The 14,301-nt window shown below is 72.2% G+C and carries 10 protein-coding genes; 4 read left to right on the plus strand and 6 right to left on the minus strand.

The genetic code is table 11. The annotated features are described in order from the left end of the window. Positions 1-87 precede the first annotated feature (87 nt). From ACIBKY_RS50240 to ACIBKY_RS50255, 4 genes are all read right to left on the minus strand, one after another. Entirely contained in the window at positions 88-471 is a 384-nt protein-coding gene (locus ACIBKY_RS50240; protein WP_397108957.1) for a sensor histidine kinase, read from the minus strand. A gap of 177 nt (positions 472-648) precedes the next feature. After that, the gene (locus tag ACIBKY_RS50245) at positions 649-2,625 is read right to left on the minus strand and encodes a cytochrome c oxidase assembly protein (RefSeq protein ID WP_397108959.1); all 1,977 of its coding nucleotides are present in this window, start codon (positions 2,623-2,625) and stop codon (positions 649-651) included. Further along, positions 2,622-3,206, minus strand: coding sequence for a copper resistance protein CopC (locus ACIBKY_RS50250; protein ID WP_397108961.1), 585 nt, complete (start codon positions 3,204-3,206; stop codon positions 2,622-2,624). The genes ACIBKY_RS50245 and ACIBKY_RS50250 overlap by 4 nt, the downstream gene beginning before the upstream one ends. Positions 3,207-3,257: 51 nt before the next feature. Beyond that, positions 3,258-4,541, minus strand: coding sequence for a helix-turn-helix domain-containing protein (locus tag ACIBKY_RS50255; protein ID WP_397108963.1), 1,284 nt, complete (start codon positions 4,539-4,541; stop codon positions 3,258-3,260). 435 nt (positions 4,542-4,976) lie between these two features. Between ACIBKY_RS50255 and ACIBKY_RS50260 the strand changes: the two genes are divergently transcribed. Further along, positions 4,977-7,802: a BTAD domain-containing putative transcriptional regulator gene (locus ACIBKY_RS50260; RefSeq protein ID WP_397108965.1), complete on the plus strand. Its 2,826-nt coding sequence runs from the start codon at positions 4,977-4,979 to the stop codon at positions 7,800-7,802. Here ACIBKY_RS50260 and ACIBKY_RS50265 read toward each other — a convergent pair whose 3' ends face one another. After that, a complete protein-coding gene (locus ACIBKY_RS50265; protein WP_397108966.1) occupies positions 7,803-9,281 on the minus strand; it encodes a PucR family transcriptional regulator in 1,479 nt (492 codons plus the stop codon). Between the two features lie 94 nt (positions 9,282-9,375). Between ACIBKY_RS50265 and ACIBKY_RS50270 the strand changes: the two genes are divergently transcribed. The 3 genes from ACIBKY_RS50270 to ACIBKY_RS50280 are packed head-to-tail and all read left to right on the plus strand — an operon-like array spanning position 9,376 to position 13,256. Continuing rightward, positions 9,376-11,574, plus strand: a complete 2,199-nt coding sequence (locus tag ACIBKY_RS50270) for a xanthine dehydrogenase family protein molybdopterin-binding subunit (protein ID WP_397108968.1) — start codon at positions 9,376-9,378, stop codon at positions 11,572-11,574. A gap of 9 nt (positions 11,575-11,583) precedes the next feature. After that, complete coding sequence (locus ACIBKY_RS50275) at positions 11,584-11,817, plus strand: EF-hand domain-containing protein (protein ID WP_184970631.1); 234 nt, start codon at positions 11,584-11,586, stop codon at positions 11,815-11,817. Positions 11,818-11,876: 59 nt separating this feature from the next. Then, positions 11,877-13,256: an NCS2 family permease gene (locus ACIBKY_RS50280; protein ID WP_397108970.1), complete on the plus strand. Its 1,380-nt coding sequence runs from the start codon at positions 11,877-11,879 to the stop codon at positions 13,254-13,256. A 17-nt stretch (positions 13,257-13,273) separates the two neighbouring features. On the opposite strand, the gene ACIBKY_RS50285 is transcribed toward ACIBKY_RS50280, so the two are convergent. Beyond that, complete coding sequence (locus tag ACIBKY_RS50285) at positions 13,274-14,260, minus strand: excalibur calcium-binding domain-containing protein (protein ID WP_397108972.1); 987 nt, start codon at positions 14,258-14,260, stop codon at positions 13,274-13,276. Positions 14,261-14,301: the final 41 nt, after the last annotated feature.

Raw genomic sequence — 14,301 nt, forward strand, 5'->3', positions numbered from 1 at the left:
ATCTGGCACAACGACAAGACCGGCCAGCCCACCGCCCGATCCCTCACCGCCTACGACCATTAATCGCAAGCAGCAGCCTGGAATCAATCATCTAGGCACCACGCCGGTCACCGTCGTGCCCTCGCCGCGCACGCTGCTGACCGACAGGCTGCCGCCGATCTCGGCGAAGTGGGCCCGCATCCGCGTGATGCCCCGCCCCACGTTGGCCGCGTGGAATCCGTCTCCGTCGTCGCTGACCGTCATCCGCAGGCCGCTCTTGCCGGCTGTCACGGCGACGGAGACCACCCGTGCTCCGCTGTGCCGCTCGACGTTGGCAAGGGCTTCCTGCGTGACCGCGAGCACCGCCCGCGCGATGGGCTGCGGGACCTCGACCGTGGGCAGCGCCCAGGTCTCCACCGTGATCCCGGTGCGTTCGCCCCAGTCGCCGAGATAGCCTTCCAGCTCCTCGGCCAGGCTCCGCCCCCCGCGCATGCGCGTCTCTTCCGCCAAGTGATCTCGCCCTTCTACCAAGCGGGCAACGCACCGGACCTGACTCCGGCACCCCGAGGCCACAGCATGCGGCCGTAAGAACTGCCCCGCTCCCCCACGTGAAAGCCTACTAGGGCATCCGGCGCTCGTGGGGGGTGACAAGGTTCTGTGACGCGGGAGTTAGTCGCCCTTGTCCGCCTGGTTGAGCCGCGCGAGATAGTCGTTGTAGTCGTTGAGCGCCGTGTCACCCGCCGGGTTGCGGTCCGCGCGCCGGTCCTCCCGCCGCGCCGTGCGATCCTCGTCGCGATACCACTGTACGGCGATCGCCAGCAGGACGATCAAGGTCGGGATCTCGCCGAACCCCCACGCGATGGCCCCGCCGTTGTTCTGGTCGGCCAGCAGCGGCCCGCCCCACGTGCGCCCGAGCTGCTCGTACCAGTCGGCGGCCAGCACCGTGCCCATCATCATCAGCGCGATGCCGAAGAACGCGTGGAACGGCATGGTCACGAACAGCAGCAGCAGCCGCCCCACGTACGGCAGCTTGTGCGGCGACGGGTCCACTCCGATGATCACCCAGAAGAACAGGCTGCCGCTCAGCAGGAAGTGCAGCGTCATCGCGATGTGGCCCAGGTGCTCCTCCATCGCGCCGGCGAACAGCGGGGTGAAGTAGAGCGCGTAGGTGGAGGCGATGAAGATCGCGGTGGCGATGGCCGGGTGCGCGATGACCTTCACCGCCCTGCTGTGCAGGATCGTCGTCAGCCACTCGCGCGGGCCCCGGTCGCCGCGGCGGGCGGCGGGCTTGAGCGCGCGCAGTGCCAGCGTCACCGGGGCGCCCAGCACCAGGAAGATCGGGACGATCATGGACAGGGTCATGTGCTCGACCATGTGCACGCTGAACATGACCTTGGCGTAGCGGGCCACGCCGCTCTGGGTGGCGATCACCAGGATGGCCACGCCGGCGAACCACGACGCCGTGCGGCCCCAGGGCCACTTGTCGCCGCGCTTCAGCAGGCGGTGGACGGCGGCGCCGTACAGGATGGCGAGGGCGGCGGCGATGGCGGCGAAGAACAGATCGAACCACCACATCGACGCCAGCGTCGCCAGCGTCATCGGCGGCGGCATCGCGAAGCCCAGCAGCTCGAACGCGCGGTCGGCGGGCAGGCTCACCACCGGCGGCGGGGTGCGCGAGAGCGCCACCGCGAGGCCGACCGTGGCGAACATCAGCAGCGCCTCGCCGAACGCCAGGCGGGTGAACGCCCTCGGCCGGCCGGCCTCCAGGCTGACCAGGGTGCGCTGGCGGTGGTACCAGCCGATGTAGCCGAGCAGCACGAAGCCCACGGTCTTGGCCACGATCAGCACGCCGTAGCTGGAGGTCCACAGGTCGGAGACGGCGGTCAGCCGCGCGACGACGCTGAGCAGCCCCGACAGGCCGACGACCACGTAGAACCAGAGCGCGGCGCGGGAGAAGCGGGCAGCGGTCTGCTCCAGTTGTGGCGCCTTGCGCACCGCGTGGACCACGAGCACGACCAGCCCGCCGACCCACAGCGCGAGGCCGGTCAGGTGCAGCGACAGCCCGGCCGTGGCCAGATCGTGGTTGGGCGAGGAGGAGGCGTGCCCCGTCAGCGCCGGGGGAAGCAGCGCGACCAGCCCGAGCACGAGCAGCCCCGCGGCCGCCCCCGCCGTGATGGCGCCCCGCGAGAACAGCGCGATGGCCACCCCGAACAGGATCACCAGCGTCAGCGCGATGCCGTTGCCGACCTGCGTGGCGTAGCTCGGGATGTAGTTCTTGAGAACGACGTTCGCCACCGAGTCGGTGTAGAGGTCGGACAGCTGGAAGAGCATCAGCAGGAACGCGAAGCCCGACCACGACAGCGCCGTCCACGAGGCGGCCTTGACGTAGCCGAGCGCGCTCTTGCCGAGCATCCCCTTGTCGCTCGGCAGCAGCAGCGCCGCCACGAGCAGCAGTCCGACGGTCGCCACGGCCGCCGCGTCCATGCCGAGCTTCGACAGCGGCAGCCCCCAGCGCGTCAGCGCCCCTGCCACCGGAATGCCGGGAATGACCCGGGGGAACGCCGCGCCACCGGCGATCAGCGCGATGACCAGCCCGGCGACGGCGGCGGCCACGGTCCCGAGCGCCACCCGGGCGGTTTTGCTCACGGCTTCCTTCTCCGCATGCTCAGCAGGAACCCGATGCCGATGCCCGCCAGGGCGCCGACCACGATGATCAGCCAGATCGGGAACCCGGACGGCTGGTCCTGCTCGGCGCCGGCCGGGGTCTGCTCCGGCGTCAGCACCTGCTCGGACGGCGACTGCTCAGACGGCGCCGGCGCCGCGGCGCTCGTGCTCTCCGACGGGGTCGCCGAGGTCTCGGGCTTGGGCGCGCCCTTCACCGTGAACGGGATCTCGCCCTCGATCGGGTGCCCGTCGGAGGAGACGACCCGGTAGGCGATCGTGTACTTCCCGTCCTGCAGCGTGCCCTTGAGAGCCTGGGTCACCACCTTGCCGTCGAGGGCCGGCTTGCCCTCGTGGAACTCGCCGCCGTCGCCTCTCACGATGACGAACGGCATGCGCACCTTGGCGGTGAACTCCAGCTTCACCTCGTCCACGGACGTGACCGTGCTGCCCTTGGCCGGGTCGCTGCTCCGCAGCGCGTCGTGCGCCAGGGCGGGGGAAGCGGTGCCGAGGAGGATCAGGGCGGCGAGAAGCGCGGCGAGCGCCGCGAGCGGGGATCTGTTCATGGCACCCCCAAGGCTACCCACGACGCCGCCCGGTCCCGCCGCCGCGCCGGACTACAACCCGGCCGACGCCAGCGCCCGCTGGTACGCCCCGACGGCCTCCTCGGTCTCGCCCAGTTGCTCGAAGCCCTCGGCCGCGGCGTACCAGGCTCCGGCGATGCGGCCGGAGTCGGGCAGCGGCGTGAGCCAGGAGCGCACCGCCTGCACGCTCTGCTTGGCGGCCTTGGGGTGGCCGAGGTAGGCGTAGGCGCGGCCCAGGATGAAGTGGGCCTCGGCCTCGAGCGCCGGCGCGCCCTCCGGCAGCAGGTCGAGGGCCGCCTGCGCGGACGCCGCGGCGGCGGCGGTCTCTCCCGCGATGATCTCGGCCCTGGCGATCTCGATGCGGCAGCGGGCTCGGTCGAGGGTGCTGGCGGAGGTCTGGGCGAGCTCGTCCTCGGCCTGGAGCATCAGCTTGCGGGCCTCCTCCACCTCGTGCGGGCGCGCGCGCACGAGAAGTGAGGCATAGGCCAGGCGCATGCGGGCGAGGCTGCGCGGCTGGCCGTTCTCCAGCTGCACGGCCAGCGCGCGGGTGGCGAAGGTGAGGGACTCCTCACCGTGGCCCCCCATCTCCGACAGCAGGGCCGCGTTCCAGTTGGCCGCGACGGTGGCCCGTGGGGTGCCGAGCAGGTCGGCGGCGTTGAGCAGCTCGGCGGCGAACTGCCGCGAGCGCAGCATGTCGCCGCGGTTCAGGTAGGCGTTGAGCAGGGTCGCGCCGAGCTCGACGTGAACGTCGGTCCAGGCCGGGCGGGCTGCGGCGCCCAGGTAGCGCTCGCCGATCTCCACCGCCTCGGTGGGCCGCTCGCACTCGCGGTAGAGCCGCGACAGGGCGATGGCGACCTCGATCTGCCGCTCGGTGGGCAGTTCCTCATCGCACAGGCGGAGGTGGATGGCGATGGCGGCATCGAGGTCTCCGCACGCCTCCGTCGCCAGCGCCAGGCCGTATTCGGTGTCTTGACGGAGCTGCGTGAGACCTGTCAGGTTGTTGTCGGCCAGCAGCTCGGAGAAGCGCGTGCGGGCTTCGGCCACCTCGCCGTTCTCCAGGGCCAGGCGGGCGTAGCCCAGAGCGAGTTCGATGTCCTCCATCTGCTCGGCGGTGACCCCATTGACCAGGTAAGACAGCGAGCAGTCCAGCTTCTGGGCGAGCAGTTCGAGTACCGCCGGCGTTGGGGTACGCTTGCCACTCTCGATCAAGGAGACGTAGCTATCAGACAGCTCAGGATGCGCGAGTTGCGCCTGCGATAGACCCCGTTGCCGCCGCACGGTCTTTATACGCAGTCCGACCAGGTCAGATGTGGTCATATCTGCCGCTCCTTGAGATGATTACCCGAGCAAAACCCCAAGGCGAGGGAGAACCCCCATGCGCAAGCGTCTTGCCCTGTCCGTCACTGCCGTCGTCCTGGCTTTACTAGCCGTTGGAGGACATGCTACGGCCAGCCTGGCAGATTCGTCTCCTTTGGCAAAGGTAGGAGATTCGTCCCTTATGGCCAAGGCAATAGACGTCATTGGCTGCTGCTAGTCGCTCCGTTCTCACATCCGCACGTGAGCTGCCGCACTGCCCGGGGCGGGTCGCCGCAACGACTCGCCCCGCACGGGCGGACAAGGAGAAGCTCGCGACCCCACGCTCGTGGTGTCTCACGAGCCTAGGACACTCGCCTACATTTCCTCTACACGGCACCCGGCGCCCTCGGATTAGTCTCCGTGGTGGACGGTGAACGATCCACGGGGAGGCGCGGCGTGGCAGAAGACGTGTGCATCCGCCTTTTCGGACCGGTCGGCGGCTCCACCGCGGCCGGGCCGCTGGACCCCGGTCCGCCGCGCCGGCAGGCGCTCCTCGCCATGCTGGCCGCGCGTGCTCCCCACGCCGTCTCCATCCCCTCGCTGATCGACGGCTTATGGGGCGCCGGCCCGCCGCGAACCGCCGAGCAGAGCATCTACACCTACGTCGCCGGGCTGCGCCGGGCGCTGGAGCCCGCCAGAGGACCGCGCCAGCCGTCCGCGCTCGTCGTCGCCGCGGGCGGCGGATACGCGCTGCGCCTGGACCCCCGCCGCGTCGACGCCCGCCTGTTCGCCTCCCTCCTCGACGAGGCGCGGCTCCTGCGGGAGAAGGGCGAGCACGCCGAGGCCCTGATCCTCATCGAACGGGCTCTGAAGCTCTACCAGGACCAGCCGCTCAGCGGCGTGCCCGGCCCGTTCGCCGAGAACGAGCGCGCCCGGCTTCACGAGCTCCACGCCACCGCCGTCGAGGACGGGGCGCACACGCTGCTGGAGCTGGAGCAGCCCGCGCAGGCCCTGCCGCTGCTGCGGGAGGCGCTGCCACGCCACCCTCTTCGCGAACGGCTGCGCACGCTGCTCATGCTGGCGCTCCACCGGTGCGGCCGGCAAGCCGAGGCGCTCCAGGTCTTCGCGGAAGGCCGGCGGATCCTGGCCGACGAGCTGGGCACCGACCCGGGTGAGGGCCTGCGCCGCTGCCACGAGATGATCCTGCGCGACCAGCCCGCCGGATCCGGGCGGGCACCACGCCAGCTGCCGCGGCCGCTCGTGGGATTCGTCGGGCGCTCCGAGGAGATCGCCTGGCTGAAGGACGTGCTCGCGCCGCGGCGCGAGGGCCCGCCGCATCCGCTGACCGCGATCTCCGGGCCGCCGGGGATCGGGAAGTCGGCGCTGGCCCTGCACGTGGCCCACCAGGTCAAGGACGACTTTCCGGACGGGCAGTTGTTCGTCAACCTGCGCGGCAAGACGCACGGGGTCGCCGCGCTGACCCCGCTGGAGGTGCTGGGCCGCCTGCTGCGCGCGATGCGGACGCCACCCCAGGCGGTGCCCGGCGACCTCGACGAGGCGGCGGCCGTGTGGCGCGGCCGGATCGACGGCAAGAGGGTGCTGATCGTCCTGGACGACGCCTCCGGGCTGGAGCAGATCGAGCCCGTGCTGTCCGCGCCGCTGGGCACCGCGGTGGTCGCGACCAGCCGGGAGACGCTCATCGCCGGCGACGACTGCCGCCAGCTGAGGCTGGGCGAGCTTTCCGCCAGCGACTCGGCCGCCATGCTGGCCGTACTGGCGGGCGAGCGCCGCGTGCTGGCCGACCCGGCGCAGACCGCCCGGCTGGCCCGGCTGTGCGGCGGGCTGCCCCTGGCCCTGCGCATCTCGGGGGCGCGGCTGGCCGACCATCCCGGCTGGAGCGTCGCCGACCTGGCCGCGCGGCTGAGCGACGAGCGCAAGCGCCTGCACGAGCTGCGCATCGGGGAGCTGGCGGTGCACTCCAGCCTCGCCTCAAGCTGGTCGGCGCTGGCCGACGGCGAGCAGTCGCGCGATCGCGCCGCGGCCCGGCTGCTGGCGCTGCTCGGCGCCCTGCACGTGCCCGAGGTGACCTCGGAGGTGTCCACGGCGCTCCTGGACCGCCCCGACGTGGAGGCCGACGCGGCCCTGGAGCGGCTCGCCCATGCCCACCTGCTGGAGCGCGGCGGTCCCGGCCGCTACCACCTGCACGATCTGGTGCGCCTGTTCGCCGCCGGGCTGGAGCCGGACGGCGCGCGCGAGGCCGTGATCAGGGCCCTGACCCACTACGTGGTCTCCGCGCGCCACGCCGGCGTGCTCCTGGACCCGCACCGGGTCCAGCCCGTCACCCGCCCGGTCGAGGGCGAGCCCGTCCGGCTGGACGACCGGGACCAGGCGTGGGAGTGGCTGACGAAGGAGGAGGCCAACCTGCTCGCCGCGGCGTCGCAGGCCATGTCCTGCGTGGACGAGGAGGTCGCCCGGCTCGGCGTGGACCTGGCCTTCGCGCTGATGTGGTTCCAGTCGTCCGCCTACCGCAGGGCCGACCTGCTGAGCTGCAACACGCAGGCGCTGGCCGTGGCCGAGCGGCTCGGGGAACTGCCCGCGGCACTGTACGCGCACGGCCACCTCGCCGGCGCTCTCGTCATGCTCGGCCGCCTGCCGGAGGCCGCCGAGCATCGGGAGGCCGAGCTCGCGCTGGCCCGGCGGCTCGGCGACCGCTTCGCCGAGCAGCGCGCCCTGGGCAACCTCGGCAACCTCTGCGTGACGTGGAAACGCTTCGGCAAGTCCCTCGACTACGCCGAGGCACAGCTCGCCATCGCCAAGGAGATCGGCTCGGACGTCGGCATCAGGTACGCCCACCTCGTCATGGGCGAGAGCCACCACGGCCTGGGCCGGCTCGCCGAGGCGCACGCCATGTTCACCGAGGCGCTGGCCAGCGCGAGGCGCGACGGGGACACCCTGCACACGGGCTCGATCCTGACCCTGCTCGGCGAGGTCTGCCTCAACCAGGGCCGCCCGCTGGAGGCGGTCGATCACTTCGAGCAGAGCTTCCGGATGGAGCACGACACCCGCCGGCGGATCGGGGAGTTGCGCAGCCTCACCGGGCTCGCGCGCGCCTATCGCGAGATCGACCGGCTCGACGACGCCCTCGACCGCATCGAGCAGGCGGTCCCGCTGGCCCGCGCGCTGGGCCCGTCGCCCTGGGCGGAGCAGGCCGAAGCCGAACGCGCCGCGGTCCATGCCGCGCTGGGCGTGACCGGGACGTCCGGGCCCGGCGGCCCCGCCTGATCAGGGGGCGCGCAACGCCAGGTAGAAGTCGACGCGGTCCGGCATCGTGGACAGGTCGCGGCCGGTCAGGTCCTCGATGCGCTTGATGCGGTAGCGGACCGTGTTCACGTGCACGTGCAGATGCTCGGCGCACAGCTGCCACGATCCGGCCGTGTCGAGGAAGGTCCCCAGGGTGCGGATCAGGTCGGACTGGTGCCGCCGGTCGTAGTCACGCAACGGCCCCAGCAGGCTCGCGGCGAACGAGCGGCTGACGTCGGGGGGCACGGTGGCCAGCAGCAGTCCGTGCGTGTAGATCTCGGCACTGGTGACGACGCCGCCGCCGCGGGTCTCGGCCAGCCGGCGGGCGTGTCCGGACTCCGTCACCCCGCCGCGCAGCCCCGCCGCACCGGACAGTGCGCTGCTGAGCCCGGCGCACACGCCGGCACCCGGGAGCGACGACAGCACGTCCATGCCCGCGCGCAGCCGGTCGGCCAGGTCGCTCACGGACCTTCCGCGCAGGGGCACGACGGCGATCGCGCCGTCCGCGCCCGCCGCCGCCACGACCTCGCGCCCCAGCAGCTCCTCGATCACCTGGCCGCCGAGCGTCACGGGATCGGGGTCGCGTCCCGGCGCGCCGGTCGCGATGGCGTTCACGACGGTGTACGGCTCCGCCGCGTCGATCCCGCAGGTACGCAGCCCGGCGTTGAGCTCGGCGGCGTCGCTCTCGGTCAGGGCGGCGGCGATCAGCTGCCCGGCCAGCCGGCGCTCCACCCGGCGGCCCGCGTCCATGCGGATACGTTCCAGCGCGACGCAGGCGGCCAGCTCGTAGCCGAGGTCGGCCCGGTCGAGCAGGTCGCCGTCGCAGGCCAGGGCCCATCCGGCGGCGCGATGGCCACGGCCGACGGCGAAGACGGTCCGCCCGCCGGTCACGAACGGCAGCCGGGGCGCGGCCAGGTAGGCGCGCGCCAGCCGTACCGGATCGTCGAGGGTGCCGGCGATCAGCTCGCCCGAGGCGGAGACGACCGCGCCCGTCACGCCGAGCTCGGCGGCCGTGAGGGCGACGAGCTCGGGCAGGTCCGCGCCCTCGGCGACGGCCGCGACGATGCGGCGGTGGCGGCCGAGTTCCTCGCGCACGTCGCCCGACAGGCGCGGCACGACGATCTCGCTGAGCGTACGGAAGGAGACCTCGGTGGGAACCTCGATGAGCGGCAGCCCGGCGGCGGTGCAGGCGGCGACGAGGTCGTCGGGGACATGGCCGAGCCAGGCCTGCCCGGCGCCGAGCGCGGCCACGCCCGCCTCACGGAGCGCGGCGACGAAGCGCGGCGAGTCGCCGGGGCCCTGACGCCACAGCATGCCGGTGAGCACCAGCTCGCCGCCGGACAGGTAGCGGCCGGGCTCGGGCAGGTCGGTGATGTGCACGGTGCCGAACTCGGCGGACGGGTCACCCGTGAGCAGGCTGAGACGTAGCTCCGAGATCGCCAGCAGATCACTGATGCGCACTTGGAGGAATATACAAGTGTGCCCGCCAACCGCTGACCGTGATTTCACCTGTCGCGCATAGGACGCCCGCGTCGGCCGGTGCTGTACTCGGAAGATGACGGAGACGGTCGGCACGGCGCGGCAGGGCGTCGGTGAGAGCGCACAGCGGCCCGACGCGACGCTGAAGGTGACGGGCGAGTTCGCGTACGCGTCCGACCTGTGGCTGGACGGCATGGTCTGGGGCGTCACGCTGCGCAGCCCGCACGCCTCGGCCTGGATCAGGTCGATCGACGTGGGCCCGGCGCTGCGGATGGCCGGCGTGCACGCGGTGCTGACGCACGAGGACGTGCCGGGCGAGAAGTTCTACGGCCTGGAGCACCACGACCAGCCGGTTCTCGCCATCGACCAGGTGCGTTACCAGGGCGAACCGGTGGCGCTGGTGGCGGCCGACCATCCGGAGACGGCGCGGCGCGCGGCGGCGGCGATCTCCGTCGAGTACGAGCTCCGCCCCGCGGTCACCGACCCGAAGGCGGCGGCCGGCGATCCGGGCCAGCCGCACGTGCAGCCGGGCGGCAACATCCTGCGCAGGCAGCCCGTGACGGTCGGCGACACACTCGAGGCCGACGTGGTGGTGACCGGCGAGTACGAGGTCGGCATGCAGGACCAGGCCTTCCTCGGCCCGGAGTCCGGGCTGGCGGTGCCCGACGGCGAGGGCGGCGTCGACCTCTACATCGCCACCCAGTGGCTGCACGTCGACCGCGACCAGCTCGCCCCCTGCCTGGGACTGCCGCCGGAGCGGGTACGGCTCACGCTGTCGGGCGTCGGCGGCGCGTTCGGCGCCAGGGAGGACCTGTCGATGCAGGTCCACGCCTGCATGCTGGCACTGCGCCTGAACCGGCCGGTCAAGATGTCCTATGGGCGCGAGGAATCGTTCTTCGGCCACGTGCACCGCCACCCGGCCTGGATGCGCTACGAGCACGGCGCCACCCGCGACGGCAAGCTGGTCTACGTCAAGGCCGAGATCCTCCTGGACGGCGGCGCCTACTGCTCCTCCTCCCCCGCCGTCGTCGGCAACGCGGCCTCGCTCGGCGTCGGCCCGTACGAGGTGCCGAACGTGCGGGTGGTCGCCACCGGCGTCTACACCAACAACCCGCCCTGCGGGGCGATGCGCGGCTTCGGCGCCGTGCAGGCGTGCTACGCCTACGAGTCGCAGATGGACAAGCTCGCCGCCGCCTGCGGGCTGTCGCCGGTCGAGATCCGCGTCCGCAACGCCGTCTCGCAGGGCTCGCGGCTCATCACCGGCCAGCTCATCGACGCGCCCGCCCCGCTGGCCGGCATGCTGCGCACGCTGGAGGCGATGCCACTGCCCGCCGCCGCCGACGACCGCGCCGACCTGCGCGACCTGCCGGGCGGCGTCTCACAGACCACCCACGGCGAGTCGGTACGGCGGGGCGTCGGCTACGGCGTCGGCATCAAGAACATCTGCTTCTCCGAAGGCTTCGACGACTACTCCACGGCCCGGGTCCGCGCCGAACTGGTCAACGGCGAGCCGCGCGTCACGGTGCACACCGCCGCCGCCGAGGTCGGCCAGGGGCTGGTGACCGTACAGGCGCAGATCGCCAGGACCGAGCTCGGCGTCGACGACGTCACCGTGGCCACGGCGGACACGGCGGTCGGCTCCGCGGGGTCGTCGTCGGCTTCCCGGCAGTCCTACGTCACCGGCGGCGCGGTGAAGGCGGCGTGCGAGGCGGTGCGGGCGCGGTTCCAGGGGCTGGAGGCGCGGGCGGCGCTGGAGAAGTTCGGGCCGATCGAGGAGACGAGGGAGTACCGGCACCGGCCGACGTACCCGCTGCACCCGGTGACCGGGCAGGGTGACTCGCACACCCAGCTCGCCCTGTGCGTGCACCGGGCGGTCGTGGACGTGGACGTCGAGCTCGGGCTGGTCAAGGTGGTGGAACTGGCGGCGGTCCAGGACGTCGGGCGCATTCTGAACCCCCTCGCGCTGGAGGGGCAGATCCACGGCGGCACCGCGCAGGGGCTCGGGCTGGCGCTGATGGAGGAGATCCAGGTCAGGGACGGGCGCGTGGTGAACCCGTCGTTCACCGACTACCTGATCCCGACCATTCTCGACATGCCGCCGATGCGGCTGGAGATCCTGGAGAACGCCGACCCGGCCGCGCCGTACGGGCTGAGGGGGGCCGGTGAGCCGCCCACGCTGTCCTCGACGCCCGCGATCGCGGCGGCGGTGCGCGACGCGACCGGCCTGGCGCTTGCCCGGGTGCCGATCCGGCCCGAGGAGATAGCCCTCCTATAGGTTGTCCGGATGAGCAACATCGAGGCTGAGGCGAGAGAAGAATTCGCCAGATTCGACACCGACGGCGATGGCGTCATCACCGTCGAGGAGATCCGGAAGGTCAACGAGGCACTGGGGACGCACGGCCTCGACCACACCGAGATCGAGCTGTTCATCAGGTCGGCGGACAAGGACGGGGACGGGCACATCGGACTGGAGGAGTTCGTCGCCATGGTCGGCGGCGGGCGGCACGAGAAGGCATGACCGGCTCCCCCGCCGGGTAGGCAACCGGCAATCCCCCTTGATCGCTAGGGGGGACCGCTGTGCTCGACCGCTTCTTCGAGCTGTCCGGGCGGGGGACGACCGTCGGCCGTGAGGTACGCGGTGGCATCACCACATTCATGGCCATGGCCTACATCATCCTGCTCAACCCGATCATCCTGGGCGGCGCCAAGGACGTCACCGGCGCGCAGCTCACCATCGCCCAGCTCACCACCTCCACGGCGCTGGCCGCCGCCATCTGCACGCTGCTCATGGCCGTGGCGGGCAACGCGCCGTTCGGTCTGGCGGCCGGGCTCGGCCTGAACGCGGTGGTGGCCTACCAGGCGGCGCCGTTCATGACCTGGGCGCAGGCGATGGGGCTGGTCGTCCTCGAAGGCGTCGTGATCATCATCCTGGCCGTGACCGGGCTGCGCACCCTGATCATGAACGCGATCCCGCTGGCGCTCAAGCACGCGATCAGCGTGGGCATCGGCATGTTCATCGCCCTGATCGGCCTCGTGGACGCCGGTTTCGTCGGACGCGGCACCGGGACGCCCGTACAGCTCGGCGCGACGGGCCATCTGACCGGCTGGCCCGTGGCGGTGTTCTGCTTCGGGTTGCTGCTCATGATCGTCCTGTACGTCAGGAAGACGCCGGGCGCCATCCTCATCAGCATCGTCGTCACCACGGTCGTGGCCGTGATCGTGAACTCGCTGGCCGTCATCGACCCCAAGACCTGGGGCATCGTGGTGCCCAGGCTGCCCGAGTCGCTCGTCGCGGCGCCCGACTTCGGGCTGGTCGGGCAGGTGGACGTGTTCGGCGGCTTCGCGCGGGCGGGCGTGGTCACCGCGACCGTGGTGCTGTTCACGCTGGTGCTGTCCGGGTTCTTCGACGCGATGGGCACGATCATCGGGGTCAGCGACGAGGCGGGCCTGGTCGACGCCCAGGGCCGGGTGCCCCGGCTCGGCGCCATCCTCACCGTGGACGGCGTCGCCGGCGTCGTGGGCGGCTCCATGAGCGCCTCGGCCAACACCGTCTTCGTGGAGTCGGCCGCCGGGGTCGGGGAAGGGGCGCGTACGGGTCTGGCGAGCGTCGCGACCGGGGCGCTGCTGGGGCTGACCCTGCTGTTCACGCCACTGGCCGCCGTGGTGCCGCCCGCCGCCGCCACGCCCGCGCTCGTGCTGGTCGGGGCGCTGATGATGACGCAGTCGCGCAAGGTTCCGTGGGAGGACCTGGATCTGGCCATCCCGGCGTTCCTGACGATCGCGCTGATGCCGTTCACGTACTCGATCACCAACGGCGTCGGGGCCGGGGTGATCTCCTACACGCTGATCAAGGCGGCCCGCGGGCGGTTCCGGGAGATCCCGTGGCTGCTCTGGGTGGTCTCGGTGATCTTCGTGGCGTACTTCGGGATCACCGCGTTGCAGGGGCTGACCGGCTGACGACGGTCCCGCGCGGCTCAGAGGTCGGCGGAGTTGCAGGCGGTGCCGTTGTTGTCCTTGTCCACGTACCAGGTGTACTCGGTGTGCCGGCCCTTGGTGTAGGGGCCGAGGCCCGCGGCCACCGCCTCCTTGCAGGACGGGTGGCGCTTGTCCTTGGCGGGCAGCAGGGAGCCGCCGGTCGGGTTGGCCCCGACCGGGGTGTGGGCGGCCGGCGCGGTCGGGTTGCCGGTGCCGGGGGGCGTGGTCGCGTTCGGTGCGCCGGTGCCGGTGTTCGGCGCCCCCGTGTTCGGCGCCCCCGTGTTGGGCGCCCCCGTGTTGGGCGCCCCCGTGTTCGGCGCCCCGGTGTCCGGCGCCCCGGTGTTCGGCGACCCCGTGTCCGGCAGGCCCGTGGTCGGGGCTCCGGTGCCGGGGGTGCCGGTGCCGCCCGCGCCCAGGCGGACGGCGAGGGCTTCGGCCTCGGCCTTCGGCAGCGGGCCGATGCTCACGCTGTCGCCGTCCATCGCCTGCAGGACGGACGGAGCGGCCACGACGACGTTCGGCGGCGTCAGCACCACGGCCAGCGGGCGCTGGTCGCCGGCGAGCTCCTGGATGATCGTGGCCACCCGCGCCTTGAAGGCGGGCGCCATCGCGATGCGGACCGAGTACGTGCCGTCGTCCTCGGCCACGGTCTCGATCTGCTGCACGGCGTTGACCGTGACGCCCTTGCCGATCAGGTAGCACGTGGTCTTCAGCTCGTCCAGGACCGCCTCCTCACCGGGGCAGGGCGCCTCCTTCGACTCGCGTACGGGCGCGAAGTGGATGGGGGTGGCGAGTTGCACCGGCGGCACCGCGCCCAGCAACGGGGCGTCGGGGCTCCTGGTCATGAGAACGGCCACCGCCCCCAGCACCCCGGCGATCACGATCACCAGGACAAGCGAGACGATCAGGACGATCGTGGTGAGCTTGCTGGCCTGCGGCTGTTCAGGCCGCGGTGTGTCGGAGACCGGTGGATTCTCCATCGACATGGACGACGACCCCATCCTGGCGTTCGCGGGCTGCCGGTGAG

The sequence above is a fragment of the Nonomuraea sp. NPDC050394 genome (assembly GCF_044459065.1).
GTDB lineage: Bacteria > Actinomycetota > Actinomycetes > Streptosporangiales > Streptosporangiaceae > Nonomuraea.